Source organism: Devosia algicola (genome assembly GCF_028816455.1).
Taxonomy (GTDB): domain Bacteria; phylum Pseudomonadota; class Alphaproteobacteria; order Rhizobiales; family Devosiaceae; genus Devosia; species Devosia algicola.
On sequence record NZ_CP118246.1, the window covers coordinates 2,714,124 to 2,740,940 of the forward strand.

26 protein-coding genes, 1 tRNA gene and 9 pseudogenes are annotated in these 26,817 nt (G+C 58.4%); 21 read left to right on the forward strand and 15 right to left on the reverse strand.

Annotation, left to right across the window (positions count from 1 at the left end):
- The first annotated feature begins 33 nt into the window (after window positions 1–33).
- From PSQ19_RS14415 to PSQ19_RS14460, 10 genes and pseudogenes are all read left to right on the forward strand, one after another.
- Window positions 34–1,203: pseudogene (locus PSQ19_RS14415) on the forward strand (dihydrodipicolinate synthase family protein).
- Window positions 1,200–2,024: a sugar phosphate isomerase/epimerase family protein gene (locus PSQ19_RS14420; protein WP_282218300.1), complete on the forward strand. Its 825-nt coding sequence runs from the start codon at window positions 1,200–1,202 to the stop codon at window positions 2,022–2,024. The pseudogene PSQ19_RS14415 and the gene PSQ19_RS14420 overlap by 4 nt, the downstream one beginning before the upstream one ends.
- Before the next feature lie 86 nt (window positions 2,025–2,110).
- Complete coding sequence (locus PSQ19_RS14425) at window positions 2,111–3,343, forward strand: Gfo/Idh/MocA family protein (protein ID WP_282218301.1); 1,233 nt, start codon at window positions 2,111–2,113, stop codon at window positions 3,341–3,343.
- A 101-nt stretch (window positions 3,344–3,444) separates the two neighbouring features.
- Window positions 3,445–3,816, forward strand: a complete 372-nt coding sequence (locus tag PSQ19_RS14430; RefSeq protein ID WP_282218302.1) for a response regulator — start codon at window positions 3,445–3,447, stop codon at window positions 3,814–3,816.
- Window positions 3,817–3,899: 83 nt separating this feature from the next.
- Window positions 3,900–4,613, forward strand: coding sequence for a Crp/Fnr family transcriptional regulator (locus PSQ19_RS14435; protein ID WP_282218303.1), 714 nt, complete (start codon window positions 3,900–3,902; stop codon window positions 4,611–4,613).
- Between the two features lie 236 nt (window positions 4,614–4,849).
- A complete protein-coding gene (locus tag PSQ19_RS14440) occupies window positions 4,850–5,650 on the forward strand; it encodes an ROK family transcriptional regulator (protein WP_282218304.1) in 801 nt (266 codons plus the stop codon).
- Window positions 5,651–5,709: 59 nt separating this feature from the next.
- Window positions 5,710–6,063, forward strand: coding sequence for a hypothetical protein (locus tag PSQ19_RS14445; protein ID WP_282218305.1), 354 nt, complete (start codon window positions 5,710–5,712; stop codon window positions 6,061–6,063).
- 129 nt (window positions 6,064–6,192) lie between these two features.
- Window positions 6,193–6,657: an iron-responsive transcriptional regulator RirA gene (rirA, locus tag PSQ19_RS14450; RefSeq protein WP_282218306.1), complete on the forward strand. Its 465-nt coding sequence runs from the start codon at window positions 6,193–6,195 to the stop codon at window positions 6,655–6,657.
- A 143-nt stretch (window positions 6,658–6,800) separates the two neighbouring features.
- The gene (locus PSQ19_RS14455; RefSeq protein ID WP_282218307.1) at window positions 6,801–8,606 is read left to right on the forward strand and encodes an ABC-F family ATP-binding cassette domain-containing protein; all 1,806 of its coding nucleotides are present in this window, start codon (window positions 6,801–6,803) and stop codon (window positions 8,604–8,606) included.
- A gap of 188 nt (window positions 8,607–8,794) precedes the next feature.
- On the forward strand, window positions 8,795–9,415 hold the full coding sequence (locus PSQ19_RS14460; RefSeq protein ID WP_282218308.1) for a hypothetical protein: 621 nt from the start codon (window positions 8,795–8,797) through the stop codon (window positions 9,413–9,415).
- Between the two features lie 101 nt (window positions 9,416–9,516).
- Here the strand turns inward: PSQ19_RS14460 and rpoN are convergent.
- The 5 genes and pseudogenes from rpoN to PSQ19_RS14485 all read right to left on the reverse strand — a co-directional run.
- Window positions 9,517–11,005, reverse strand: a pseudogene (gene rpoN / locus PSQ19_RS14465) (RNA polymerase factor sigma-54); the annotation flags it as partial.
- A 122-nt stretch (window positions 11,006–11,127) separates the two neighbouring features.
- Window positions 11,128–11,886, reverse strand: a complete 759-nt coding sequence (gene lptB, locus PSQ19_RS14470; protein ID WP_282218309.1) for an LPS export ABC transporter ATP-binding protein — start codon at window positions 11,884–11,886, stop codon at window positions 11,128–11,130.
- Entirely contained in the window at window positions 11,883–12,338 is a 456-nt protein-coding gene (locus PSQ19_RS14475) for an LptA/OstA family protein (protein ID WP_282218310.1), read from the reverse strand. Before PSQ19_RS14475 ends, lptB begins: the two co-directional genes overlap by 4 nt.
- Window positions 12,335–12,967 (reverse strand): hypothetical protein, encoded by a 633-nt coding sequence (locus PSQ19_RS14480; RefSeq protein ID WP_282218311.1) that lies wholly within the window; start codon window positions 12,965–12,967, stop codon window positions 12,335–12,337. The genes PSQ19_RS14475 and PSQ19_RS14480 overlap by 4 nt, the downstream gene beginning before the upstream one ends.
- A 12-nt stretch (window positions 12,968–12,979) precedes the next feature.
- Window positions 12,980–13,594: a ribonuclease D gene (locus tag PSQ19_RS14485; protein WP_282218312.1), complete on the reverse strand. Its 615-nt coding sequence runs from the start codon at window positions 13,592–13,594 to the stop codon at window positions 12,980–12,982.
- A 338-nt stretch (window positions 13,595–13,932) separates the two neighbouring features.
- On the opposite strand from PSQ19_RS14485, the gene PSQ19_RS14490 reads away from it, so the two are divergent.
- Window positions 13,933–14,349: a hypothetical protein gene (locus PSQ19_RS14490; protein WP_282218313.1), complete on the forward strand. Its 417-nt coding sequence runs from the start codon at window positions 13,933–13,935 to the stop codon at window positions 14,347–14,349.
- A 47-nt stretch (window positions 14,350–14,396) separates the two neighbouring features.
- Here the strand turns inward: PSQ19_RS14490 and PSQ19_RS14495 are convergent, their stop codons facing one another.
- Window positions 14,397–14,726 (reverse strand): thermonuclease family protein, encoded by a 330-nt coding sequence (locus tag PSQ19_RS14495; RefSeq protein WP_282218314.1) that lies wholly within the window; start codon window positions 14,724–14,726, stop codon window positions 14,397–14,399.
- Window positions 14,727–14,748: 22 nt separating this feature from the next.
- Between PSQ19_RS14495 and PSQ19_RS14500 the strand changes: the two are divergent.
- The 3 genes and pseudogenes from PSQ19_RS14500 to PSQ19_RS14510 form a co-directional block, all read left to right on the forward strand.
- A pseudogene (locus PSQ19_RS14500) lies at window positions 14,749–14,917 on the forward strand (IS1595 family transposase); the annotation flags it as partial.
- Window positions 14,918–15,231: 314 nt separating this feature from the next.
- Window positions 15,232–15,413: pseudogene (locus PSQ19_RS14505) on the forward strand (KilA-N domain-containing protein); the annotation flags it as partial.
- Between the two features lie 171 nt (window positions 15,414–15,584).
- The gene (locus PSQ19_RS14510; protein WP_282220779.1) at window positions 15,585–15,908 is read left to right on the forward strand and encodes a hypothetical protein; all 324 of its coding nucleotides are present in this window, start codon (window positions 15,585–15,587) and stop codon (window positions 15,906–15,908) included.
- 355 nt (window positions 15,909–16,263) lie between these two features.
- Here PSQ19_RS14510 and PSQ19_RS14515 read toward each other — a convergent pair.
- Window positions 16,264–16,348 (reverse strand) — tRNA-Leu (locus tag PSQ19_RS14515).
- A 225-nt stretch (window positions 16,349–16,573) separates the two neighbouring features.
- Here PSQ19_RS14515 and PSQ19_RS14520 point away from each other — a divergent pair.
- A pseudogene (locus tag PSQ19_RS14520) lies at window positions 16,574–17,561 on the forward strand (complex I NDUFA9 subunit family protein).
- An 11-nt stretch (window positions 17,562–17,572) separates the two neighbouring features.
- On the opposite strand, the pseudogene PSQ19_RS14525 reads toward PSQ19_RS14520, so the two are convergent.
- Together PSQ19_RS14525 and PSQ19_RS14530 are read right to left on the reverse strand one after the other, a co-directional pair.
- Window positions 17,573–17,792 (reverse strand): annotated as a pseudogene (locus PSQ19_RS14525) (DUF6500 family protein).
- Between the two features lie 87 nt (window positions 17,793–17,879).
- On the reverse strand, window positions 17,880–18,689 hold the full coding sequence (locus PSQ19_RS14530; protein WP_282218315.1) for an undecaprenyl-diphosphate phosphatase: 810 nt from the start codon (window positions 18,687–18,689) through the stop codon (window positions 17,880–17,882).
- A gap of 119 nt (window positions 18,690–18,808) precedes the next feature.
- On the opposite strand from PSQ19_RS14530, the gene PSQ19_RS14535 reads away from it, so the two are divergent.
- The 5 genes and pseudogenes from PSQ19_RS14535 to PSQ19_RS14555 all read left to right on the forward strand — a co-directional run bounded on the left by PSQ19_RS14535 (window position 18,809) and on the right by PSQ19_RS14555 (window position 22,144).
- Entirely contained in the window at window positions 18,809–19,129 is a 321-nt protein-coding gene (locus tag PSQ19_RS14535; RefSeq protein ID WP_282218316.1) for a glutathione S-transferase family protein, read from the forward strand.
- Window positions 19,113–19,514: a glutathione S-transferase family protein gene (locus PSQ19_RS14540; protein ID WP_282218317.1), complete on the forward strand. Its 402-nt coding sequence runs from the start codon at window positions 19,113–19,115 to the stop codon at window positions 19,512–19,514. The genes PSQ19_RS14535 and PSQ19_RS14540 overlap by 17 nt, the downstream gene beginning before the upstream one ends.
- A pseudogene (queG, locus tag PSQ19_RS14545) lies at window positions 19,468–20,615 on the forward strand (tRNA epoxyqueuosine(34) reductase QueG). The gene PSQ19_RS14540 and the pseudogene queG overlap by 47 nt, the downstream one beginning before the upstream one ends.
- 3 nt (window positions 20,616–20,618) lie before the next feature.
- On the forward strand, window positions 20,619–21,476 hold the full coding sequence (locus PSQ19_RS14550) for an NAD-dependent epimerase/dehydratase family protein (protein WP_282218318.1): 858 nt from the start codon (window positions 20,619–20,621) through the stop codon (window positions 21,474–21,476).
- Complete coding sequence (locus tag PSQ19_RS14555) at window positions 21,473–22,144, forward strand: GNAT family N-acetyltransferase (protein WP_282218319.1); 672 nt, start codon at window positions 21,473–21,475, stop codon at window positions 22,142–22,144. The genes PSQ19_RS14550 and PSQ19_RS14555 overlap by 4 nt, the downstream gene beginning before the upstream one ends.
- Here the strand turns inward: PSQ19_RS14555 and PSQ19_RS14560 are convergent.
- On the reverse strand, window positions 22,141–22,911 hold the full coding sequence (locus PSQ19_RS14560) for an alpha/beta hydrolase (RefSeq protein WP_282218320.1): 771 nt from the start codon (window positions 22,909–22,911) through the stop codon (window positions 22,141–22,143). The two genes, PSQ19_RS14555 and PSQ19_RS14560, sit on opposite strands and share 4 nt — an antisense overlap.
- 267 nt (window positions 22,912–23,178) lie before the next feature.
- On the opposite strand from PSQ19_RS14560, the pseudogene infC reads away from it, so the two are divergent.
- Window positions 23,179–23,714, forward strand: a pseudogene (gene infC, locus PSQ19_RS14565) (translation initiation factor IF-3).
- A gap of 76 nt (window positions 23,715–23,790) precedes the next feature.
- On the opposite strand, the gene PSQ19_RS14570 reads toward infC, so the two are convergent.
- The 5 genes and pseudogenes from PSQ19_RS14570 to PSQ19_RS14590 form a co-directional block, all read right to left on the reverse strand.
- Entirely contained in the window at window positions 23,791–24,690 is a 900-nt protein-coding gene (locus tag PSQ19_RS14570; protein WP_282218321.1) for a ribokinase, read from the reverse strand.
- A 13-nt stretch (window positions 24,691–24,703) separates the two neighbouring features.
- Window positions 24,704–25,226 (reverse strand): annotated as a pseudogene (locus PSQ19_RS14575) (DUF1697 domain-containing protein).
- Window positions 25,223–25,831, reverse strand: a complete 609-nt coding sequence (locus PSQ19_RS14580) for a YdeI/OmpD-associated family protein (RefSeq protein ID WP_282218322.1) — start codon at window positions 25,829–25,831, stop codon at window positions 25,223–25,225. Before PSQ19_RS14580 ends, PSQ19_RS14575 begins: the two are co-directional and overlap by 4 nt.
- On the reverse strand, window positions 25,831–26,082 hold the full coding sequence (locus PSQ19_RS14585; protein ID WP_282218323.1) for an arylamine N-acetyltransferase family protein: 252 nt from the start codon (window positions 26,080–26,082) through the stop codon (window positions 25,831–25,833). Before PSQ19_RS14585 ends, PSQ19_RS14580 begins: the two co-directional genes overlap by 1 nt.
- On the reverse strand, window positions 26,063–26,662 hold the full coding sequence (locus tag PSQ19_RS14590) for an arylamine N-acetyltransferase family protein (RefSeq protein ID WP_282218324.1): 600 nt from the start codon (window positions 26,660–26,662) through the stop codon (window positions 26,063–26,065). Before PSQ19_RS14590 ends, PSQ19_RS14585 begins: the two co-directional genes overlap by 20 nt.
- Window positions 26,663–26,817 lie beyond the last annotated feature (155 nt).

Genomic DNA, 26,817 nt, shown 5'->3' on the forward strand with positions numbered 1-26,817 from the left:
TGACCCAAGTTTGTTGAGGCTTAGGAGGCCAAAATGACCAGGATCAATCTACCCAATTCCGACCGCTCGATCACCAGCTACACCCTCACCGGCGAGCCATTGCCCTTTATCAAACACAAGGCGGCCGAGTTTTCACGCATTGCCTATGGAGCGGCCCATGTGGTGGCCGATCCGCTGGCGGCGGTTGATCCATGGTTGACCCCGGCGATTGACTGGGAGCGGACGCTGGCCTTTCGGCATCGGCTGTGGGATCTGGGACTGGGCGTGGCCGAGGCGATGGACACGGCGCAGCGCGGCATGGGACTTGGCTGGGCCGAGGCGCAGGAGCCTGATCAAGCGATCGCAGGCGGAAGCCGGAACGCGCGACGATGCGCTGATTGCCTATGGTGCGGGGACCGACCATCTGGCCCCCGGCCCCGATGTGAGCATCGACGATATCATCAAGGCCTATGAAGAGCAGGTCGGCTTTGTCGAAGGGCAGGGGGGCGCGTTATCCTGATGGCCAGCCGCGCACTGGCGGCAGCGGCCAAGGGGCCGGACGACTATGCGAGGGTTTATGCCCATATTCTGCGCCAGGTAAAACAGCCGGTGATCATACACTGGCTGGGCGACATGTTCGATCCGGCGTTGACTGGCTATTGGGGCCATGCCGACCTTGAAAAGGCGATGGATGTTTGCCTTGACGTCATGGCAGCCCATGCCGAAAAAATCGACGGGATCAAGATTTCGTTGCTGAGCAAGGAAAAGGAAATTTCCATGCGCCGCCGCCTGCCCGGTACTGTGCGTATGTATACCGGCGACGATTTCAACTATGCCGAACTGATTGCCGGGGATCAGGAGGGCTATTCCGATGCATTGTTGGGCATTTTTGACGCTATCGCCCCGGTGGCGTCGGCGGCGCTGGCCCAATTGGGGCAATCCAACTCCAAGGCGTTTTTTGAACTGCTGGAGCCGACCGTGCCGCTGTCACGGCACATTTTTGCGGCCCCGACCCGCTTTTATAAAACCGGGGTGGTGTTTCTGGCCTATCTCAATGGGTTGCAGGAGCATTTTTCGATGGTTGGCGGGCAACAAAGTACCCGCTCATTACAGCATCTGGCCGAACTGTTCCGACTGGCAGACAAAGCGCGGGCGCTGAGCGATCCAGACCTGGCGGTCAAGCGGATGCAGGCGATATTGAGGGTGAATGGAGTGGCGGCATGAGCGACAATATCCTGTCCCTCAATCTGGCGACCACCCGCCAGCAATGGGGTTTTGCCGAAGCGGTCGATGGCTGCCTGCGCCATGGGGTCACCGCCATTTCACCCTGGCGCGATCAAATTGCAAAAATCGGCCCGAGTGAAGCGGCCGGAATCGTGCGCGACAACAAGCTGCGGGTGACCGGGGTTTGCCGGGGCGGCATGTTTCCAGCCGACACCGCAGCGGGACGTCAGGCCGCGATTGACGATAATCTGCACGCCATTGATGAGGCGGCGGCGCTCAATGCCGACTGCCTGGTGCTGGTGGTGGGCGGCCTGCCCGGCTCCAGCAAGGACATTGCCGGGGCGCGGGCCATGGTTCATGACGGTATTGCCGCCATGCTGCCGCACGCCAATGCCAGCGGCGTCAAACTGGCCGTCGAGCCGCTACACCCGATGTATGCGGCGGATCGGGCCTGCGTCAACACCATCGATCAGGCGCTCGATATCTGCGAGGACTTGGGCGAAACCGTCGGGGTCGCCATCGATGTCTATCACGTCTGGTGGGACCCCAATCTTGCGGCAGCCATTGCGCGCGCTGGCCGGATGAACAGGATTTTTGCTCACCATATCTGCGATTGGCTGGTACCGACGCGCGACATGCTGCTCGACCGCGGCATGATGGGTGACGGCATCATTGACCTCAAATCCATTCGTGCCATGATTGAGGCTGCGGGCTATAATGGCCCGCAGGAAGTGGAGATTTTTTCCAGCGAAAATTGGTGGAAGAAAGACGGCGACGAGGTGCTGGAAACTTGCCTCGAACGCTTCAACAGTGTGTGTTGAGTGAACAGGCTCTCACCCCGGAATCGCCGGGGTGGACTGGGTCTGACAGATGCGGCGGCCGGCCGGCGCCGTGAAGGAATACGAAAATGACGGATCAAAGACAGCGTTTTGCCCTGATCGGAACGGGTAATCGGGGCACTACCATGTGGGGCCAGAACCTGCTGGAAGGCTGGCGTGACAGCGTCGAACTGGTGGCGATCTGCGACACCAACGAACTGCGCGCCGAACGCGCCCGCACCATGATCGGCTCCAATGCACCGATCTTTACCGATATTGAGACGACGCTTAGCCAGACCAAACCCGATCTGGTGATCGTGTGCACCCGCGACAGCAATCATGACGATATCATCGTCGCCGCGCTGGAAGCGGGATGCAATGTCATCACCGAAAAGCCGATGACCACCTCGGTCGACAAGATCCGCCGCATTCGCGAAGCCGAAAAACGCAGCGGCAAACGGGTCGATGTGTCGTTCAACTACCGCTTTGCCCCCACTGCCGGAAAACTCAAGGAATTGTTGAGCGCAGGGGCCATCGGTACGCTGACGTCGGTCGATTTTCACTGGTATCTCGATACCGATCACGGCGCCGATTATTTCCGCCGCTGGCACGCTTATGTCGAAAATTCAGGCTCGCTGTTCGTGCATAAGGCCACCCATCATTTCGACCTGCTCAATTGGTATATCGATGCTGATCCGCAAACCGTTACCGCTTTTGGCGAATTGCGCAATTATGGCGCCAAGGGCCCTTATCGCGGCACCCGCTGCAAGGGGTGCGAACACGCCAGCTATTGCGATTTTTACCTTGATCTGAGTGCCGACCCGTTTCTGGAGGCGCTATATGAAGACCCTTCCGATCTGGATGGCTATGTACGCGATGCCTGCGTTTATCGCGCGGATATCGACATTCCCGACACCATGACCGCCAACATCCGCTACGCCAATGATGTGGTCGTCTCCTATTCGCTCAACACCTTCATGCCGATCGAAGGGCACCATATTGCCTTTAATGGCACCAAGGGACGGATCGAACTGCGTCAATATGAAAAGCAGCCCTGGGAGCGTCCCGACCACGACGAAATCCTTTTGATCAAGAGCTTTGGCGGGGGCGTTGAGCGCATAAAGGTGCCTCATTCGGCCGGTGGCCATTTTGGTGGCGACGACCGGATGCGCAACATGATCTTTGCCGGTGGCGAGGACAGTTTGGGGCAACGGGCGGGGTCGCGTGCAGGTGCCATGAGCGTCATGACCGGCCTCGCCGCGTTGCAAAGTTCAAGAACCGGCAAGAGCGTGCGGATCGATGAATTGGGCGACATCGGCTAACTAGCGGATCGGCAAGAGAAATTCTTTGTACGGTACCGGACACCGGCTTGTGACGTGCCGCACTTCGTTTAGGGTGCGACCGGGGCATAAAGGCGGAAACAATGATTCCTGAGAATTGCGGTGTACTCGTTGTCGAGGACGAGCCGCTGGTGGCGCTCATGATTGAAGACATGCTCAGGGATATGGGCGGTGACCAGATTCATGTTGCCCATAATCAGGACAGCGCTTGGGCGTCGCTGGAACAGCATGCGCCGTGTCTGGCGGTCATGGATTTCAATCTGGGCAACGACGACACCATGAAACTGGTCGAGGCCTGTCGGGGACGCGGCATCGCCGTGATCATTTCCAGCGGCTATACTGCCGAGGATCTTCCCGCCGAAATGCGCGCGTTCCCGCTTTTGTCCAAACCGTTTTCGTTTGAGCAGATGTCCCAGGTGGTTGCGGCCGCATTGTGCAAGGTCAAGACTGCCTGAACAATTCGTGTTAACAATAGGATCTGGTCGACGCGACCAGATCAATGGGGCAATAACGTGCCTGCGTCGGGGAAGTGAGCCTGGTGATCGACAAAGATTATGCTCATCATAACAAGCTGTTGGCCATCCTCAAGCCTGAAGATCAGGCTTTTCTGGCCGAACATCTCGAGCCGGTGTCATATGTGCAAAAGGACGAGATCGAGCAGCCGGGCAGCATAATTGAATCGGTGATTTTCCCTGAAACCGGGCTGCTCTCGGTTGTGGCGCACCTGCCCGAGGGACGCGATATCGAAGTGGGCATCGTCGGGCGCGACGGCATGAGCGGCACCGGCGTGGTCCAGTTCGACGAAATCGCCGCTTTTTCGACCTTCGTCCAGATCGAGGGGCGCGGCCTCAAACTCGACGTCAAATCCTTACGCGTGGCGCTGGCTCAATCAATTTCGCTCAATATCATTTTTAACCGCTACGCGCGCAGCTTTGCCATTCAGATCGCCTCGACCGCTTTGGCCAATGGCCGCTCGCGGCTTGAGGAGCGTCTGGCGCGCTGGCTGGTGATGGTCCAGGACCGCATCGACAGCGACAAGATTGCCATTACCCACGAATTCCTCTCGGTCATGCTGGGGGTGCGCCGGTCCGGTGTCACCGACGCCTTGCATATACTGGAAGGCAGAGGGCTGGTGCGAGCAAATCGCGGTGAAATAGTCATCCGTGATCGCGAGGGGCTGATCGTTTTGGGCGACGGCGCCTATGGCATGGCCGAGCTGGAATACCAGCGCATCATGGGCATGCCCTCCTAAATCAACCATATCCTCAATTGTTACGAGCGACCACCTTTCGGCGGTGCGCAAGTTGTTGTGTATTATTTGGGTAACATTGCGTTAACGGTTGCTTACAGTTAAAGAACAGTATTTGGACTACGTGGATTTTTTTGTGACAATGATTTTTCACTCCGATTTTCTAGATTGTCAGCCGGGCTTCGACAGTCCCGACTGAATGCGGCTCCAATATTCGCTGCGCCTAAGGAGCATTTGTAATGACCATGGCACCAAAGCCGACCCATGATGTATTCGACGCTGGCGGCCGCGGCTTGCAACATCAAGGGCTTCGGCGGGCCAATGAACGTGCCGTCATGTCCATCATCGGGTTCAATGCCGGTGTCTCCAATGCCGAAATATCGCGCCTGTCTGGCCTGGCGCCGCAAACCGTATCCGCCATTCTGGTCGAACTGGAAAAGGCGCACCTGATCGAGCGCGGCGAAGTGGTCCGCGGTCGTCGTGGCCAGCCAGCGACACCAATTTTTCTCAATGCTGACGGCGCCTTTTGCATCGGCTGTGAAATCAGTTGGCGGCACATCCAGGTCCATCTGATTGACCTGCGCGGCCAGACGCGCGGCACAATACGCAAGGAATATGCCTATCCCGACGCCAATACCATCGTCGCCGACATCAACACCATGGTCGACGAATTGATGGCCACCCTGTCATTCAGCGAGCAGTTCCGGGTGCTCGACCTCGGTATTGCCATGCCCAGCCATCTCTGGCGCTATATTCACCTGGTCAACGCCCCGCCAGAGCAGGCAGCATTGTGGAGGGGTAAGGACCTTGCAGGGGAGTTGAGCAACGCCACCAGCCTGGCAGTGTCCATTTTCAACGATGGCAATGCCGCCTGCTGGGCCGAGCCTGATTGCCTTTCCCAAACCCCGGCCCGGCGACTTCCTCTATCTTATGGTGTCGCGCTATGTCGGCGCCGGCATTGTTGGGCAGAGCCAATTATGGGAAGGGCCAACCGGAAACTCGGCCAATCTGGGGTCGATGCTGGTAGGCCACGCGGGTGATGGTTCGATTCCCGCCCAAAATATTGCCTCGATCACGGCCCTCGAGCAACGCCTTGTTGATGCCGGTCGCGCCCCCCACCGGGATACCCGACGATTGGGACTGGGATAGGCTGGAGCCTGTCCTGTCAGACTGGCTTGATACCGTTGGCGCCGCCCTCGCCGTGGTCATTTTCAACACCACTATGGTGCTCGAATGCAAGTTGGCTATCATTGACGGGTTGATGCCCGCCAAAGTGGTCAAGCGGCTGGTCGCCAAGGTCACGGAGGAGCTGCAGAAACTGCAAGAAGGCCCCTTTGCGGCGCCTCAAGTGTTTCAAGGCCACCTCGGCGGCACGGCCCCGTCAATCGGGGCTGCCGAATTGCCGCTCTATCGCCGCTATTTTTCCCGCAATATCGGCGATCTGACCACCTGACCGAATTATGAATTTTGCGCTCATGTAATTGACATATGTTAGAACAATTATAAATTGAGCGGACCGACAGGACGTCAGGGCAAAGTCGCGGCATGGCCGGATCGGCCTATGTCTCCTAAAAGGATCACCATGAGACTGACACGCCAATCCAACTATGCCATTCGCACGCTGGTCTATTGCGCCATCAATCAGCCCGGCCTGAGCCGCGTGGCCGACATTGCTCGGGCCTACGCCATTTCGGAACTGTTCTTGTTCAAGCTGATCAAGCCGCTGGTGACCAAGGGTCTGCTTGAAACCGTGCGCGGGCGCCGGGGCGGTATCAAGCTGGGCAAGCCCGCCGCCGACATTACCCTGCTCGAAATCGTCATGCTGACCGAAGAAAATTTCGCCCTGGCGGAATGTTTCGAGGATGGCGCTGACTGCCCCCTGATCGGCGAATGCGAGTTGAACGCGGCGCTACGCGAGGCGTTGGGCGCGTTTTTCGCCGTACTCGAAACCTATACAATTGCCGACCTGGCTCACAAACGGCGCTCGCTGCGCGAACGGCTGGGGCTGGAATTGAATCTGGACGAGGGCGAACTGGCGGCCCATTAGGGTCATCGGTCGGTTTCGCCATCAAATGGCAATCGGTCGGCGTCCATGCCCCGCACACTTGGCCCTTATGCCCAAAGCTCGGATTGATCTGGGCGCCAAGCCATGCTCTATGCCCCAAAACACCCAAGGATCGCTAAAGTTTCATGGCTGCTGCCCCGCTTTTGAGCCTGCAAGATATTTCCCTGACATTCGGTGGCACCCAGCTGCTCGAAAGCGCCGAACTGATCGTTTCCCCGGGTCAGCGCATCGCGCTGGTGGGTCGCAACGGATCGGGCAAGTCCACCCTGCTCAAGATCGCGTCCGGTGATGTTGCTCGCGATGGCGGTGTCCGCTTCATCGAGCCGGGTGCGACCGTGCGCTATCTGCCCCAGGAACCCGATCTTTCCGCTTTTCCAACAACGCTCGATTATGTCGAGGCAGGATTGGGGCCAGGCGATGACCCCTATCGGGCCCAATATCTGCTCAATTCACTGGGCCTGACCGGTACTGAAGATCCGAAAAAGCTTTCCGGCGGCGAAGCGCGGCGTGCCGCACTGGCGCGCGTTCTGGCACCCAAGCCGGACATCCTGCTGCTTGATGAGCCGACCAACCATCTTGACCTGCCTGCCATCGAATGGCTGCAATCCGAACTTGCCTCGCTGCGCTCGGCCATGGTGCTGATCAGCCATGACCGACGCTTTCTCAGCGATCTGACCCGCGCCACCGTCTGGCTGGATCGCGGCATCACCCGGCGGCTGGACAAGGGTTTTGGCGCCTTTGAAGCCTGGCGTGATCAGGTGCTCGAAGAGGAAGAACGCGACCGACACAAGCTGGACCGGCAGATTGTGCGCGAGGAACATTGGCTGCGTTATGGTGTGACCGCGCGGCGCAAGCGCAATGTGGGCCGGTTGGAACGGTTGGCAGGATTGCGCCAGGATCGGCGCGACCAGCGCCGCGTCACCGGCAGCGTCAACATGCAGGTTTCCGAAGGACGTTCGTCAGGCGCGCTGGTGGTCGATGCCGAAGACATCAATAAAACCTATGGTACCCGCGCCATTGTCACCGATTTTTCGACACGGGTGCTACGGGGTGACCGGGTCGGCATTGTCGGCCCCAACGGCGCGGGCAAGACCACGCTGATCAACATGCTGACCGGTCTGCTGGAACCTGATAGCGGCAAGATCAAGCGCGGCGCGTCGCTGGAACTGGCCATGCTCGATCAGGGGCGCGCCAAGCTGTTGCCCGATACCCGTCTCAAGGACGCGCTGACGGGCGGCGGTAGCGACACGATTCACATCAATGGCCAGCCGCGTCACGTCGTTGGCTATATGAAGGATTTTCTGTTTGCGCCCGAACAGGCCAATACCCCGATCGGCAAATTGTCGGGCGGCGAACGGGCCCGGGTTGCCTTGGCACGCGCGCTGTCACTGCCCTCCAATTTTCTGGTGCTCGACGAGCCCACAAATGATCTGGATCTGGAAACCCTGGACCTGCTCGAGGAAATGGTTTCCGACTATGCCGGTACCGTGCTGGTCGTCAGCCATGACCGCGATTTTCTCGACCGGGTTGCAACCTCGGTGATCATGTCCGAGGGCGATGGTCGCTGGACCGAATATGCGGGTGGCTATTCGGATATGGTTATTCAGCGTGGCGAGGGCGTGGCGGCGCGTGCCGCCATAACCAAGGCCCACAAACCCGGCAAGACAGCCTTGGCGCCTGTAACCGCTGCCACCGGCAAGCGCAAACTCTCCTTCAAGGAAAAGCACGCTCTTGAAACATTGCCGGCCCAGATTGAAAAGCTGAAAGCCGATAGCGCCAGCCTTGCCAGGGAATTGGGCGACCCCGGCCTTTATGCGCGTGACCCCGATGCATTTGCCAAAAAAAGCACACGGCTGAGCGAGGTCGACGCCAAACGCGCCAAGGCCGAGGATCAATGGCTGGAACTCGAATTATTGCGCGAAGAGCCTTGAGGGCTAAAACCGGCGACGCGGAGTGTTCCGAGGACTGGATATCCTCGATGTCATGACACCGGCTGCGGCGCGTCCGCCATTGCGCCGCTGTTTGTTGCCTTTCCGGTACGAACCATGCCTCTATGGGTACACCGGATCGCACGGCAATGTGTGTGCTGTTGATGCTCCGCTGATGGGAGGCGACTGCCATGAACACGGACGTTCTGCTTGAAGCCCAACGGCGTTTTCTCGAACGCTATCCGGGTGGGTTCGACCACCCTGAAATGGCGGCCATGGCCAAGAAGTACAAGATGGAGCAACATGGCGACTTCGCACGCGAGCGCTTCGCCGCCGACCGGTTTGCCGAGCCTTCTGCCATTATTGATGCTGCCGCAACACTGGTCAGCCGGTCGGCCCTGGTATCCATGTTCGAAAAGCCGAAATTCAAAGCCGACGTCGCCGGACTATCCGAGGCTGAAACAGAGGACTGGGCCGCAGCCTGGTTCGAATTTCTGCACGGCGACCAGCAGACGGGTTTTGTCGCATTGGTCGCGGTTTTCGCCCGGCACCAACTCGCCAAATGGACCCTCGTAACCATCGTGCCAGCCTATTATGCCCAGCAAACCGAAGTCTTCGTCAAGCCAAGTACGGCCAAGCTCATCAATAGCAAACTTGACCTGGGATTGACCTATCATGCGACGCCCGGCTGGGATTTTTATGTTGAATTTCGCGCGGCGCTTATCGCCATGCGCACAATCGCGCGCGATACCAATGCACCCAGTAACGCGGCCTTTTCAGGCATTTTGATGAATTATCTCAACGCCGATTGACCTCTTCTGGCCATAGGTCCGGGGTCGAGTTGGCCCATTGGTAAAAATGCGGCCGTCATCCTAAATCGGGCGACCGAAACCTGCCGTTCAGGCGGTTTGTTCGAGACTTTTTTCTGGCGTCGCCGGATCACCGATGAGGGGATATTCATGCCCTCGCGATATTTGGCGACAGTGCGGCGCGCCACATCAATGCCCTGCTCGCGCTTGAGCATGTCGGCAATCGTGTCATCGGAAAGCACCGACTTGACCGTCTCGCCATCAATCAACTGGCGAATGCGATGACGCACCGCCTCGGCCGAATGCTGGTCGCCCCCGTCGCTCGCGGCAATCGCGGTGGTGAAGAAATATTTCATCTCCAATAGACCGAGCGGGGTCGACAGATATTTGTTGGCAGTCACCCGGCTGACCGTCGATTCATGCATTTCGATGGCTTCGGCGACCATTTTGAGCGTCATCGGTCTGAGATGGGCAATGCCGTGCAGCAAAAAACCATCCTGTTGCCGCACGATCTCGGCGGCGACCTTGAGCATGGTCTGGGCGCGTTGGTCGAGACTTTTGGTCAGCCAGTTCGCCGTTTGCAGGCAATCGGTCAGAAAATTCTTCTCGGCGCTATTGCGCGCCTTCTTGCTGACGCTGGCATAATAGACCCGATTGACCAGAACCCGGGGCAGCACATCGCTGTTCAATTCGATCTGCCAGTCGCCCGCCGGGCTCTGGCGCACAAACACATCGGGGACCACGGCTTCAACCGGGCCGGAATCAAAGGCGCGGGCAGGGCGCGGATCGAGCTGGCGCAACTCGGCCAGCATATCGGCAATATCCTCGCGGTCAGCACCGATTGCGCGACTCAGCGCCACCATGTCGTGACTGGCCAGCAATTCAAGATTGTCCAACAGTGCCGCCATCATCGGATCGAGTCGGTCGCGCTCGGCCAACTGCATGGCGAGGCACTCGCGCAGGTTGCGGGCGAAAACCCCCAGCGGGTCGCACCCCTGCACCGCCTCGAGCACCGCTTCGACATCGGCCAACTCGGCGCCCAATTGTTCGGCAATGTTGGCCGGATCAACGCTGAGATAGCCCGCTTCATTGAGACTGTCGATCAGATAGCCGGCAATCAACCTGTCGGCCTGGGTGCGCAAGATCAGATTGGTCTGTGCTTCAAGATGATCGGCAAGCCGGGGGCGGGCCGCAACGAACTGGTCAATATCGGGCGCTTCGCCACCATCACCGGTGCCATGCACATCGATGCGGCTGGACAGGTTTAACCGGTCGGCGCTGGCTTGATCTGGAAAGACGTTTTCAACCGAGGTGTCATAGCCATCGGCTATACTATCGGCGCTCTGGATACGTTCCGCATGAGTAACAGAATCTTCAATAATGGCCGGTTCGGGTGCGGGGTCTGGTGGTGCGGGCGCCTCATCGGCGGCGCCGTCCTCGCGCTCCAGGAGCGGGTTGCGCAACAGTTCGGCGTCAACAAATTGGCTCAACTCCAGATGGCTGAGCCTGCAGCAGGCGAATCGACTGCATCAATTGCGGCGTCAGGGTCAGGCTTTGGGCCTGACGAAATTCCAGACGCGGCGATAAGGCCATCAATTCAGTCCCTTGGAAAACGACAAAAGGACCGCAGCCGGTCCTGTTGAGCGCGAGAATGGCCTATTTTGGAGGCAACGGCAAGACCCACAGCAATTTTCGTGCCAGTTGCTGACAAAGGCTCAACTGTTGAAAATATCACCGAGATAGACGCGGCGTGCTTCGGGATCAGCCATGATGGTTTCGGGACGCCCCTGGATCATCACATGGCCATCGTGCACCAGATAGGCGCGGTCCACGAGGCTGAGCGTTTCACGCACCGAATGATCGGTGATCAACACCCCGATGCCGCGCTGGGTCAATTGCCTGACCAGCCCTTTGACCTCGGCAACGGCGATGGGATCGACCCCGGCAAACGGCTCGTCGAGCAGCATGAAAATCGGATCGGCGGCCAGCGCCCGGGCAATCTCGACCCGCCGCCGCTCGCCACCCGAAAGCGACATGGCATTGGACGCTGCCAGATGGGCGATGGAAAATTCCTCCAGCAGGTTCTTGAGACGCGCCCGGCGCTCCTTGCGCGAGCGAACATGGTTTTCCAGCACCGCCATGATGTTGCTGGCAACGCTGAGGCCACGAAAAATCGATGGCTCCTGGGGCAGATAGCCAATACCCAGTCGCCCACGCTGAAACAGCGGCAATTGCGTGATCGGGAAGCCATCGAGGCGAATTTCGCCATGGTCGGGTTTGACCAGGCCCATGATCATGGTGAAAACCGTGGTCTTGCCGGCCCCGTTCGGCCCCAAAAGACCCACCGCCTCGCCGCGCCGCACCGCCAGTGACACATCGCGCACCACGGTGCGCTTGCCGAATTTCTTGGCCAGCGCATGCGCAACCAGCCAGCCGGTCTGATCGACCTTGGGTTTGGGCGGAGCCTGGTTCATTCGGCGTTGAAAACCCCGGTGACCCGCCCGCCATCGCTGCCGGTAAAGGTTGACACATTGGTCTCGAGATTCACCACAAGTTCGCTGGCATTGACCGTGCCGCTGGCATTGGTGACAATCACATTGCCGGTAAGGCGCAACAATTGGTCGCTCGGGGTGAACACCGCCTTTTCGCCCACAGCGTCCTGCTCGTCGGTCTTGAGGTGAACCACCTTGCCCGTGGCGATGAAACTCTTGATGTCAGTCGTGCCGCCCTCACCATAGACGGCGACGACCTTGTCGGCCCAGACCTTGACGCTGGGGTGGATGACAATAACGTTGCCGGTGAACACCGCCTGCTGATTGCCCTCGGCAACGGTAAACAGGTCCGCCGAAATCTGCACCTTGTCCGCTGCCATGGCGGGGCCCGCAAGCAGGGTGCCGAGCAGGAAAATTGAGGCCAATATTCTCATTGCGTCGCGGCTCCGGGGGTCGAGGGCAGGGTGACGGTCACCTGGTGAAATGTCCAGACCGCCGTTTTGGTGTCATAGAACAAACTCTTGCCCACAAGGCTTGTTCCGTCGGCATAATCGACGCGAACCGGACCATCGCTGGTCAGGGTCTGGGCCGACCAGTCAAAAACGCTGTTGTTGAGCTCGGAAATGGTGCCGTCGGATTCTTCGACCTTGGCGAGCCCCTTGACCAGCACCAGCTGATTGGTGGTATCGAGTTGCGCCGCTGGCGCGGTGATCGAAACCGAGGTGCCGGAGGCCCGATCAACCGCCAGCGCGGCGCTCGACAGCTCGATGATATCGGGCTGGGTGGCAGCAGCGCGGGCGCTTAGCGCGTCGACCCGGTAGAGCGACCCATCTTCCAGCCGACCCGAATATTCCGGCTGCTGGATTGTAATGCTGTCAGACGACAGATCAATCTGGCCGATACCAAAGCGTGCGGTCAGGCTCGAAATGAAAATCTGGCCAATGATGATGACGAATATCACCACCCCGGCCGTCGGCACGATCAGGCGCAGACCCGCTACCCGGCGGTTGCGCGCCGCCAGTTGCCGATAAAGGGTGCGGCGTGCCGCGCTGGGCGCGCTCATGGCGCCAAAACGTCAGCTATGGGCGAAAATATCGGTTTCATCCCAGCCCAAAAGGTCCAGTTCGCAGCGGGTTTTGAGGAACTTGAAGCATTCGGTGGCAATTTCGGTGCGTCCCTCACGCGCTAACATGCGGTCCAGATGCCGTTTTAGATCATGCAGGTACAACACATCCGAGGCGGCATAATCGAGCTGGGCCGATGATAGTTTTTCGCTGCCCCAGTCCGAGGATTGCTGCTGCTTGGACATGTCATTGCCCAAAAGTTCGCGCACCAGATCCTTGAGCCCATGCCGGTCGGTATAGGTGCGCACCAGTTTTGAGGCGATCTTGGTGCAATAGACCGGGCCGGTAACCACGCCAAAACGGTGCTTGAGCACCGCCACATCAAAACGCGCATAGTGAAAAATTTTCGTGACCGCCGGATCAGCCAGCAGCTTTTCCAGATTGGGTGCGGAATTGACGTCGGCAGGGATCTGCACCACATCGGCGCTGCCATCGCCGGGCGAGAGCTGGACGACGCAAAGCCGGTCCCTGTGCGGATGCAGGCCCATGGTTTCGGTGTCGATAGCCACCTCGCGCCCATAATTGGAAAGATCCGGCAAATCGCCGCGGTGCAGTCTGATGGTCATGCTCGCCTCTTTTGTTGGAAACGGTGATGCCACACACAAGCGACATTGAAAAGGCAAAGCGGTGTTTTTGAGGGATGGCGGCCCGCCACCCCCAACCAGCGGATTCGAGTTGCCCGGCCCCAAACGCAAGTATATAGTGCGTTTTGTCTCGCCTGGGTCATGACCGCCCCAATAAAATAGGGCATTTTAGAACGGGCTTCTGGCCAAACCAGACGGTCCTGTCGTCGATTGAATGGCGTCATTAATACAAGTCCAAAAATGATCCCCATCGTCGCCGACGGTTTAAGTATGTGTGTAATTTAATATTACGAAGCGCAAACAAAGCCAGAGGGATCGAAATGAAATTTGTAAAAACACTGATTTGTTCGGGATTTTTTCTGGTCCTGAACTCTACCGCCTTCAGCCAAAGCCTCGATACATTGCCCGACAAAAGCACGCTGCCTGCGGATGTGGTGCAGGTCAGTGCGTCCGTGCCTTTGATGGGCGAGCATTGGGCCAATCCGCAAACGCTGCCGCTGGGGCCGATCTATTGTGTGCATGACGGCAAGGTGGTTTGCATCGAATATATGATATCGCAGCAGGATTTTGCCGACGGAAAATCCTGGCCGACCCTGGCCGGACTAACCAACCTGCCCTCGGTCAATCATGTCGATATCGGGTTCGAACCGCATGGCCATGAGGGGTACGAAATCCCCCATTACGACCTGCATGTTTTCTTCATTACGCCTGAGGAAAAGGCAAAGATCACCGAATGAGTTTTTGGGGCTCCGGGTGCACTATCCGGGGCCTTTTTTGTTGCAATCTACAGAGGTAACTTGCCGCGCTGGCGGGCGCAGGCGCGCCAGAGCCGATTGCGCGCGCCCTCCGGCTCAAGATGCCGATATTTGCCGCCCGAGAACTTTGGCCAGTCCAGCGCCAGACCAATGCGAACAAGCTCTCCCGCCAAATCGCGCCCATCGGGCAGGAAGCACTCGGCCACCAGACGATCATAGGACAATTCCGGCTTGAGCCGAGCCGTAATCGTCTGTCCCTTGCACAATTGGACCAAAGCCCATTTCGACCGCTGACCCCATGGATGATCCAATTCGGGCGCATCGATACCGGCAAGCCGCACCCGAATTTTGTCAATCACGATGGTATCCCCGTCGATTACCCAACACCACGGCGTTTCGCGAAAGCACCTGCATCAGTAAACGGTTCACGCCGCTTGGCTGGAGGTCGCGTCGCGCTGATAACGGATCAAATGCAAACGCTGCGTTGGCCAATGCAATGGCGCATCCGGTTAGCCGCAATTGGGCTGGGTATTGGCAGCGGGTGGGGTAGGATATGCCCACTACGAGAAAGATGGGAACGCATCCAGTACAAACAAGAACAAACGAGCACTAGACACGTTGTTTGAATCGGCAGATCATACAAAAAGCCCGCAACTTGAGCGGAGCGGGCTTTTTTTGAACCGTCTTTTGGACAGCCGATTATGCAAAATCACCATGGAACTAATCTTGGTGTAGGTCAAGCCAAAAGACACAGAGACATAAAGGTGTCTTTATATGCAGCAACATTTTGAACTTATCCCCCACCAAGCCCAAGGCGGTGTTATCTATCAGCGTCCTCAGGATGGCTACATCAACGCTACGGCAATGTGCCGAGCCGAGAGCAAGTTGTTTGGGCATTACAATGAAGCGGCACTCAACAAATTCTTTTTCGCTGAGCTATCATCCGATATCGGCATGCCGATATCGGAATTAATTCAAGCAGTTAAGGGGGTGACCCACGACTCCAAGGGACGTGGGTTCATCCACAAGTTGCTATCCATCTCGCGCAATGGCTTTCACCCGCATTTGCAGTAAAGGTAACGAAATGGGTTTTTGAGTGGATGTCCGGAAAGGCTACAAATCCATCCGAAAATGCGGTTCCGTACCACCTGCGCCGCTACGTAGCTAATCAGTCCAACGTCCCGCCCGGCCATTTCTCAATGCTTTCGGAAATGACAATGGCTCTCATCGCTCCGTTGGAAATTATGGGCTACACGCTCCCAGAGCGGATGCTTCCTGATATCTCTCATGGCCAGATGTTCTGCAAGTGGCTGCGTGACGCGCATGGAATCGATACCGATGCCCTGCCTAAATATTGGCACATGTACGAGGACGGGCGGCGTATTCAGGCTAAAGCCTACCCAAATGCGCTGCTGGAAAGTTGGCGGGCTCATTTTCATAACGAGTGGCTTCCCAAGCGTTCCATGGACTATTTCAAGTCGCGTGATGGCGTTGCCTTACAATACCTCCCAAAGCTTCTCCCTGCACCTATTGCAGCATAGTTAAGCAATTCGGAGGCTGGCGAGTTCTGCCAGTCTCCACACCACCACATTGTTGACCTTACCCACGCGACGAAACTCCACGCCGCGCCTTTCCTGCTACCGTAATGCCTGAATAATCCTGTAGGTTATGGCGGTGCGCGAATAGCAATAGTTTCCGTCCAAGCCCTTATGCTCAATCACCCGTGACGCTAGTTCGTGCGTATTTCATCGGGCCGGATTGCAGTGCGATATTGGGGCGCCGCTCTAAGTGGACTATTCGTGCCTCAACGAATGCGCGGAAAGATGCACGACAGGCTGGATTGTAACCAATCCATCTATCTCTGCCATTCAACTGACCGGTCTGACCGTAATAAAATGGTGCCCAGAAGAAGACTCGAACTTCCACACCTTGCGGTACACGGACCTGAACCGTGCGCGTCTACCAATTCCGCCATCTGGGCCCAAAAAGTCCTGCCAGAGGCCAGGACGCATGTTGGAGCGTGGGGTTAGTAGGGCGGCGGGGGGAGGATGTCAATCCGGTCTGACAGCAATTTGCGGCTTTGGCGGCAAATCGGTGGCGATCGCGTGCCCGCATGGTCTCAATACCCTCGACAGCGCGGCGGCGCGTGCGTTAGAAGCCTTTTGAAAATATTGTTTCCCCGCCTGATGTTGCTGGAGCCTTTCAGATGGATCATTTGCACCAAAAACTTGCCACCATTTTTGGCGGCTCGGGATTTGTCGGCACGCAGATCGTGCAATTGCTGGCGCGCAAGGGCTATCGGGTGCGCGTAGCGGTGCGGCGGCCAGACCTTGCGGGCCATGTAAAGCCGCTGGGCGCGGTCGGGCAGATCCAGCCCATTCAGGCCAATGTGCGCAACGAGGCATCTGTCCAGCGCGCCGTCGCCGGCAGCGATATTGTCATCAATCTGGTCGGCATCGGCTTTGAGGGCGGCAAGCAGCGCTTCCAGGCGGTTCATGTCGATGGCGCCGCCGCCATTGCGCGTGCCGCCAAAGCGGCCGGGGCCAAGGCCATGGTGCATATGTCGGCACTGGGCGCCGATATTGACAGCGTCAGCGACTATGCCGCCTCCAAGGCGGCGGGCGAAGCGGCGGTTCTGGAAGAATTTCCGCAGGCAGTCATTTTCCGGCCCTCGATATTGTTTGGGCGCGGCGACGGCTTTTTCAATCTGATGGGATCGCTGGCGCGCATGCTGCCGGTCATGCCACTGGTCGGCGGGGAGACGAAATTCCAGCCTGTCTATGTTGGCGATGTGGCTGACGCTTTTGTTTTGGCCGCCGAAGGCAAGGTCAAGACCGGAAAAATTTATGAAATGGGCGGGCCCGAAATTTTGACCCACAGGGCTTTGCTGGAGCCTGATCTTGCGTGAAACGGGACGCCAGCGTCCGCTGTTCGCCATGCCAAACTGGATGGCCAATATCGCCGCCTTCAAGTTTTCGCTATTGCCGTTTCCGCCGCTGTTGACCGCCGACCAGATAAAGTTGCTGGCGGTGGACAATGTGGTTTCGCCCGAGGCTATTGCCCAAAAGCGCACGCTGGCCGCGTTTGGCATCGTGCCGACCTCGATGGAAACGATTTTGCCAAGCTATATGTGGCGCTTTCGGCGCAATGGCCAGTTTGACCGTCCAGACGAGCCGCAGAACAGCGTGGTTTAATTGCACGCGGGCTACTGCCCGCCGCGGACCATGTCGCGGATTTTTGTCGCCTTTTCAAAATGATCGAGCCTGGTGGGTTTTGATCCACCAGGTAGCCGCTTCCATAAGCAAGTCGGGGTCATCGTTCCTGTTGGCAAAAAACGCGTAAAATGAGAGGCCGACAGTCTCGCCTTTCTCGGCGATTTTTTGATCGCACACAGCGATGATTCTGGTGCGCAAATGGGCGTGCATGGGTTCGCCTTGGGGAATAGTTTTCAGGATATTGTCGGACGTGTTGTGCCAAGCGGCGGGTCAGGCGACCCGCCATTTTGTTTGTGGTCAGTGCATGACCAGCAAGGCGACAAGACCAACGCCACCCACCGCAATGCGCCACCAGGCGAAGGGGGCGAAGCCGTGGCGCGAGACAAAGTCGAGCAAATAGCGCACCACGATGGCCCCGACAACAAACGAGGCGGCAAAGCCAACGGCAATGGCCAGACCGAGGTCGGCGGCCATCAGCGCCCGGCTCTTGTAAAAATCATAGCCAAAGGCGCCGATCATGATGGGCAAGGCGATGAAAAAGGTGAATTCCGCCGCCGAGCGCTTGTCGGTGCCAAACAGCATCGAGCCGACAATGGTGGCGCCGGACCGCGAGACGCCCGGCACCAGCGCCAGCATCTGGAAAATGCCGATGATCAGGCTCAAATGCCAGGGATAGGTATAAATATCGGTGTAGCGCGGCTTGAGCGGCAATCGGTCCACGATCAGCAAGATGATACCGCCGACCAAGAGCATGATGCAGATGACCAGCGGCGTCTCATAAAGCACCCCTTGAATGTAATCATGCAGCAATACCCCCGCCAGCGCCGCCGGAAACGAGGCCAGTATGACATTGCGGGCAAACGCCCATGCATAGGGTTTGCCGGTCAATGCATCGCGAATCAGGGTCGCGAGGCGGGCGAAATAAATCGTGACAATCGCCAGAATGGCGCCCAATTGAATGAGCACGATAAATACCGGTGGCTGGGTGAGGCCGAAAAATTCGCCCGCCAGCAACAGATGGCCAGTCGAGGAGACTGGCAGGAATTCGGTTAGCCCTTCAATTAATCCGAGCACCAAAGGCACAAAAAGACCTTGATCGAAATTCATTTCATCCCCTAATTCATCAGGACAAGCCCCGGCATGGGCACAGGTGATAGCGCTGTTCGCGTCGCGCGCCAATAAGCCCTATGCTCAGGACATGGCTAGAAAGTTAAAGAGATAAAAGCATGCCCACCTTGCTGCACCACCCTCTCGATCCTTCCTCGCGTCTGGCCCGGTTGATGCTGGCGGAATATGGCGTGCCCGTCGACCTTGAGGAGGTGAAGCCCTGGCTGCGCGATCCCGACTTTCTCGAGATCAATCCGGCCGCGACCCTGCCGATTCTGGTTGATGACAAGGGCGGGCAGGCGGTGGGGTGCCTGGCGGTCCTGCACATGATCGAAGATCTTTACGCCCCGACCAGCGTTGATGGCCTGTTGCCGACCGATGCCGGGGACCGGGCCGAAATGTGGCGGCTGTTTGAATGGGTCAATGCCAAGGCTCAATGATGAAGTGACCCGCTATGTGCTCGAAGAAAAGATCGCCAAGCGCGATAGTCGTGGCGCCACACCCGAACCATCGGTGCTGCGCGCCGCAAAGTCCAATCTTGGCGAGCACATGCTCTATTTCAACTGGCTGTTGGCCTCGCGCGAATGGCTGGCCGGCGAGGTGATGACGCTGGCCGATTTCGCGCTGGCGGCGCATTTGTCGAGCCTTGATTATACCGGTGACATCGATTGGGGCAAAGCCGGGGAAACCCGCGACTGGTACGCGCGCATCAAGTCGCGTCCGGCATTTCGAACCCTGTTGAATGATCGCGTTGTCGCCATGCCGCCACACAAGGGTTATGCGGACCTGGATTTTGAACCAGTCGACCCGACGCGCCCTGGATGAGCTGCGGACCCGCGCCAAAGCGCTCGGCTTTGATAGTGTTGGGGTGACGGCAGCCACCGCGCGTCCCGACCTGCCCGAAAAACTCAATCAGGCGCTGGCCCAAGGCTGGCACGCCGACATGGACTGGATGGCCGAGACCGAGACACGGCGCGCCGCACCAACGGCACTGTGGCCCGAGGCGCGATCGATCATCCTGTTGGGCATGAATTACGGGCCGCACAGCGATCCGCTGGCGCTGCTCGAGGAAAAATCGCTGGGCACCATTTCGGTCTATGCCCGCAATCGCGATTATCACGAGATCATCAAGGGCAAGGCTCAAGGAGTTGGCGGGCCTGCTGTCGCGGCGCACCAGGGCCGAGGTCAAGGTGTTCGTCGATACCGCCCCGGTGATGGAAAAGCCGCTGGCCGAGGCCGCCGGGATCGGCTGGCAGGGCAAGCACAGTGTGTTGGTCAGCAGAAAATTCGGCTCGTGGCTGTTTCTGGGGGCCATCTTTACCAGCGCCGACCTGCCGCTTGATAGCCCGCACGCTGAAAACTGCGGCAGCTGTACCAAATGCCTTGATATTTGCCCGACCAACGCCTTTCCAGCGCCCTTCCAGGCTCGATGCGCGGCGCTGCCTTGCCTATCTTAGTGTTGAGCACAAAGGGCCAATTCCGCGTGAATTTCGCGTGCCGATGGGCAACCGGATTTATGGGTGCGACGATTGTCTGGCTGTATGCCCCTGGAACAAATTTGCCAGTGTCAGCCGCGAAGTCCGGTTGCAGGAACGCACCGAGTTTGAACGGCCAAAGCTGGGCGATCTGGCCCGGCTAGACGATACCGGGTTTCGCGCCCTGTTTGCCGGCTCGCCGATCAAGCGGATCGGGTACGCCCGATTTTTGCGCAATGTGCTGATTGCCATCGGCAATAGTGAAAATACCCAATTGCTGGGTGTGGCGCGGGCGCGGCTGGATGCAGCCAACCCGCTGATACGCGGCGCGGCGGTCTGGGCGGTGCGACGATTGGCGCCAGAGATGGCGGCCGGACTCAGGGCACACTATCTGGCCGCTGAGGTCGATAATGATGTGCGCGCCGAGTGGGATGGCGAACTGGATGGATAGGCGATGAATTTCTTCTTTTTCGGCCTTGGCTATTCGTCCCAGGCCAGTGCGGCGGCGATCCGCAAAATGGATGCCAACGCGCCCATTGGCGGCACGGTGCGCAGCGCTGATAAATTGCCCGGCCTGCGCGATCGTGGACTGGTCGCCGACCTGTTTGACGGCAATGCGCCCAACCCCGCGCTGGTGCCCCGGATCGAAGCGGCCAGCCATGTGGTCAATTCGATTGCACCCGATGCCAGTGGCGACGCCGTACTGAATCACTATGGCACGACATTGGTCGGATCTAACAATCTCGAATGGCTGTGTTATTTTTCAACCGTCGGGGTCTATGGCAATTTTGATGGCGCATGGATCGATGAAAGCGCGCCTTGCGCGCCGATCAACCATCGATCCCAGCAGCGGGTTGTGGTTGAACAGGCGTGGCGCGATTTCGCTGCCGCCAAAAACGTGCCACTATTGATCTTGCGACTGGCAGGAATTTATGGGCCGGGGCGCTCGAGCTTTGACAAGCTATTGACGGGCACGGCCAAGAGAATCGTAAAGTCGGGCCAGGTGTTCAATCGCATTCACGTCGTCGATATCGCGCGGGTAACAGCGCTGGCGGCGCAGCAAAAACTGGCCGGCACCTTCAATCTGGCTGACGACGAACCCGCCGCGCCGCAGGACATTGTGACCTTGGCGGCCGCGATGGCGGGCCGGGAGCCGCCGCCCGAAATTGATTTTGAACAGGCCGAGATGACCCCGATGGCCCGCTCATTTTATGCCGACAACAAGAAGGTCTCCAACAAGGCGATCAAGCAGGCGCTCGGGATTGAGCTTTTGTATCCGAGCCTACAAAGAAGGCTTGCAAGCGATCCATGACGCACGCTGAACCCGAAGTGAAACCGGCCAAATCGGCTCCGCAACCGATCACGCTGGAGGGCCATTATGTGCGGTTGGAGCCCTTGGCGCTGCACCACGCCGCCGATCTTTATGCCGCCTCGATCGGCGAGGGCGTGCCGGAGCGCTATCGCTGGCTGTTTGAACATCCGCCCGCCTCCCAGCAAGAAATCGAAAGCTGGATTTACAACGTCAATGGCGGCTCGGACCGCTATGTGGCGGTCATTGACAGGGCCAGTGATCGCGCCGTCGGCCGACAGGGGTGGTTGCGCATTTTTCCCGATCACGCCTCGATTGAAATCGGCGGCATCTATTGGGGGCCGCAGATGGCACGTTCGCGACTGGCCACCGAAGCCCTCTATCTGTTCGCCCGGCACGCCTTCGATACGCTCGATTACCGGCGCTTCGAGTGGAAATGCAATAATTGCAACGCCCCCTCCAAGGCGGCGGCCAGACGGTTCGGCTTTCAATATGAAGGCCTGTTTCGCCAGGACCGGATTGCCAAGGGACAAAGCCGGGATACCGCCTGGTTTTCCATTATTGATAGCGAATGGCCGACGCTGCGCGCCGAGTATGATCGCTGGCTGGACGCGGACAATTTCGATGATGCCGGTCAGCAACGCTCGAAACTGGCAACGCGCAAGGATTAGGCGACGATCAGACGACGAACCGCTTCTGTCAGGCGAACAAGGTCTTCGGGGCGGCTGAGGCGATGATCGCCATCGGGTACCAGCGTCATCGTGACCGGATCGTGCAGCAGATGCGTGCTGAGCTTTATGGCGTGTGCCTGAGGCACGTCAGGATCCTTGCCGCCCTGCAAAATGGTGATGGGGCAACCAGTTTCGATGACCCCGCCCAACAGGCGATGATTGTCGCCATCCTCGATCAGGGCATTGGTAATGCGATAGGGCGTGTCAGAATATTGTGAGGGCTGGTCGACATAGCCATGGTCTTTGAGCGACCGGCGTTCCTCGGGTGTAAAACCGGGCAGCATCAGTTCGCTGGTCATGTCGACAGCCGGGGCGATCAGCACCAGCCCTTGCAGCGGCGTGCCGAGCGTCAATAGGTGCCTTGCCAATAGCAGCGCCAGCCAGCCCCCCATCGAGGAGCCGACAACGATCTGCGGGCCCTTGGTTAAAGCGAAAACCGCGATGGTTTCCTCGAGCCAGCGCGAAATGGTGCCGAGATCGAAATCGCCGCCCGAAACGCCATGACCCGAATAGTCAAAACGCGTGACCGCCAGACCATTGTCGGCGCCAAATGCATCCAGCGCCATGGCTTTGGAGCCAGCCATGTCCGAACGAAAACCGCCGAGCCAGAAAATGCCGGGGCTGCCACCAAGGCGTTGAGCGACCGTAAGGGTGCGGGCGGCATCCCCTTCACCCAAACTTAAGCTACTCTCAACAATTTCTACCATCGCACTTTGTCCTTTAATCGATTATGCTATTGAGGTTAGAGCATCGTGCTGACAAGTGGGAACCGGTTTTCCGCAAACCAGCGATGCGACAACAAACAGATGGAGCGCCAGTACTGATGCTATCGGAACGTCCGCTGCTCCAGCCTCTGGGTCGGGGTGATAGAGCCGTCAAAATTTGGCTATGTTTGCCTGTTGACTTATGCGGGCGCTAACACGATTTTATGCACGAATTCACCATTTGGCTTATCAACACAAGGAACGTTTGCCATTCGTCGTCCCATGAGACCCGTCGCGCCCCAGAAGGATGGGCCGCTTTCCAACGAAGATATTGCCAGCCCCGATGTTCAACTCATCGACGCTGAAGGCGAAAACCGCGGGATCGTCAATACCCGTGTCGCACTTGCCGAGGCTCAGGAAGTCGGCCTCGATCTGGTACTGATCTCTCCCAACGCCCAACCCCCGTGGCCAAAATGCTGGACCTGGGGCGCTTCAAATATGCCGCACAGAAAAAAGCTGCCGAGGCACGCAAGAAGCAGAAGGTGATCGAGGTCAAGGAAATCCAGCTGCGCCCCAACATCGACACCCACGATTACGACACCAAGATGAAGGCGGTTACCCGTTTTCTCGAGGATGGTGATCGGGTCAAGGTGACGATGCGCTTCCGGGGCCGCGAAATGGCCCACCAGGACATTGGCATGCACCTGCTGATCAAGGTCAAGGATCAGATGGAAGAATTGGCCAAGGTCGAATCACAGCCGCGTTCGGAAGGCCGACAGATGGTTATGGTGCTGGCGCCCAAATAATGGGCCCGCCACGCCGCCTGAGGTAATAAATGTGATCAAGGCGGGCCAGATGCCCGCCTTTTTCTTATGCGGCCAGTCAACCCTTGGCGAGCGCCGCGTCGACATCCTTGGCATAGGGGATGGCGGGTTGGGCACCTTGGTTGAGGCAGGCAAGGCTGCCGGCATAGGCGGCGCGGCGCATTGCCTGCTTGAGTGGTAGGCCAGCATCGAGCGCAGCGGCCAAATAGCCGCAAAACGTATCGCCAGCGCCAACGGTATCGACGGGCGTGATCCTGAGCGAGGACACGGCGATAAAATCATCCGGTGTGGCCGCTTTTGCGCCGTCCGGACCAAGCGTCACGATAATGGTCTGATCATGGTTCCGGGCCCAATCGCGCATCAGATCATCAAGCGCGCCGTCCCTGTCGCCGCAGAGCAGGGCAAATTCACTCTCATTGGCCACCACCATGGCAGCCCTTGCCGCGACCTCTGGCGTATCGCTAAGAAACGGCGCGGTATTGAGAATGGCAATGACGCCTTTTTCACGGGCTAGCGCCAGCGCGCGAACGGTCGCCGCTTGCGGAATTTCCTGTTGCAACAACAGGATGGCGCCCTTGTCCATGTCGGCCAGCGCCGCCTCGGCATCGGCCGGTGTCAATTGACCATTGGCGCCAGGCAGCACGGCAATGACATTTTCACCCTCTTTATCGACGAAGATCATGGCGACGCCGCTGGCCCCGTCAGTGGTGCGCATGCCCGACAGGTCGACCGCGTCGGCGCGCAGTTTTTCAAGCGCAATATCGGCAAAGGCGTCATTGCCCACCGCGCCAAAATGCCGGACATCGGCACCGGCGCGGCGCGCCGCCAGTGCCTGATTGGCGCCCTTGCCACCCGCCGCCATCGAAAATGTGCCACCGGCAACGGTTTCGCCCGGCTGGGGCAGGCGCGAGACCGTGCCGACCTGATCGAGATTGGTGGAGCCAAAAACGGTAATCATGACGAAAGGACTTTCATTTGAGGGCTTTTAGCACCGTGTTCCAGTTGCGCGAGGTCCATAGGTGCTGCTTGCCAAAGAACTGATGGACCTGGTCCATGCCCGCGCCGAAGCGGCCACTGGGCAGGCGATGAGCGGTCATGAAGATTTCAGCGTCGCTCAAATGCACTACGGAGAAATCGCCCGCCACTTCACAGGGCATCGGCAGGGTTTTGGCCACCGGATCGCCAAGGAAGGTAACGTAAAGCTTGGTGTCCTCGTCCTCAAGCGCGCCATCAAATGGGTCGCAGTCGACAAGGCGTTGCAATTCGGTCTGCGCGCGAGCAACCACCGGGATGGGAAAGCCGAACCGCTTCTCAAGGCTCGCTTTCGATGGCTTTGAGATCAACCGCGTCGGCGTCAAACAAGACATTGCCGCTGGCCAACAGGGTTTTGACATTGTCAAATCCCATATCGGTAAAGGCGTCACGCAGATCGGCGCTTTTGACTTGGCGTTTGCCCAGATTAACCCCCCGCAGAAATGCAATTTGCCGAGTCACGATTTCTTGCTCTTGGGTCGGGGATAGATGGTCTCGCCCTTGGCCAGCATATCGACAAAACCCTGAATTTTTCGGGCGCGCCCGGCGGCAGTCTTGAGATTGCCCAACCGGAAGGCCAGCGCATAGCGATTGGTCTTATCCAATTGCTCAAACAGGGCTTGCGCGGCTTTATCGGCGGCAATGGAGTCCAGCAGATCCTGGGGAATTTTCGTGTTGGCGGGCGAGGCATAGGCGGCCGCCCAGCGGCCATCCTTTTTCGCGGCGTCGACATGGGCCTGGCCCTCACCGCGCATCCGGCCAGCTTCGGTCAGTCGGGCAACATGATCGCGGTTTTTCTGGCTCCAGATGCTTTTGGGCCGTCGCGGCGAAAACCGCTGCAGAAAGGCCGAGGCGTCAAAACTTTTCCTGATGCCATCGATCCAACCCCAGCATAGCGCCACATCCAGCGCTTCGGCATAGCTGATGGTTGGCGTATCGCTGCCCTTTTTGAAGATTTTAAGCCACAATTCAGTTTCTGTGTCGTGGTGGTGTGCCAGCCAGGCCTCAAAGGCCGCCGCGTCGGCAAATCCCTTGATGCGATCAGGCCGCGGGATAACCGGCGCCATTAATCGGCCTCGGCCGGGGCCGCTTCGATGACCCGCGCCAGGGCCGGATTCAGCACGTCCGAGGGAGGCAGATTGATCTCGAATGTCGTCGCCAGCACCTGTTTGATCCCCTCGACATCTTCGAGCACCACGCGTTCGCGGTCCTCATCGGCGCGGTGAATGGTCAACCGGTTGCGCAACAGATTGTAGCGCACCGATTTTTCAGCCCGCGACGCGCCCAATAGCTGGTGATCATGATGATCGGCCGCCATGGCAACGCTGAGTCTCTTCCAACTCTTGCGGTGTGCGTTCGACCGGATCGAATTGATATACCGGCTTCCAGTCATCGTCGAGACTGACCTCAAGCCTGAAACCATCGCCATCGGTCAACAGGCGGAAGGTTTCGTTGGGCGTTTTCTGCTCGATATCGGGCCGCATTTTGAGTGGCGCCGTCAGGGTGAAACTGCCGAAACCGACATCGACCAGATAGGGCGCATTATTGATCTCGACGCCGAGTACCATATGGCTCAACGGGCGTTCAGCCCCTTCGGGATAACCCCACAGGACGCGCGCCGTATAGGGCTTTACGCTATAATCGAGATCGGCCAACACCCGCATGAACAGGGTATTGAGTTCAAAGCAGAAGCCGCCGCGCCTATTGTGCAGCAATTTTTGCTCAAGGCTGCGCTGATCAAGCATGACCGGCAGCCCAATGATGGGATCAAGATTTTCAAACGGAATGGCGGCGGGCTGCAGGGCGTGCAATTGCTCCAGTGTCGCCAGGCTGGGGGCGATGGAACCGGCAAAGCCGATTCGCTCGAAATAGGCTTTGATGTTGACTTTTTCGCTCATCGATCACCTTGGCCACTAATTTTTGATCGGCCCGCAATATGGGCACTGCCAGGGCATTTGTCACCTCTGGACTTGAAACCGCCCCTGGCCGGGGGATAAGCATGGGCGACGCCGGCCACAGGAATTGCCGCGCGCCAGCGGCGCGCTTGCCATGA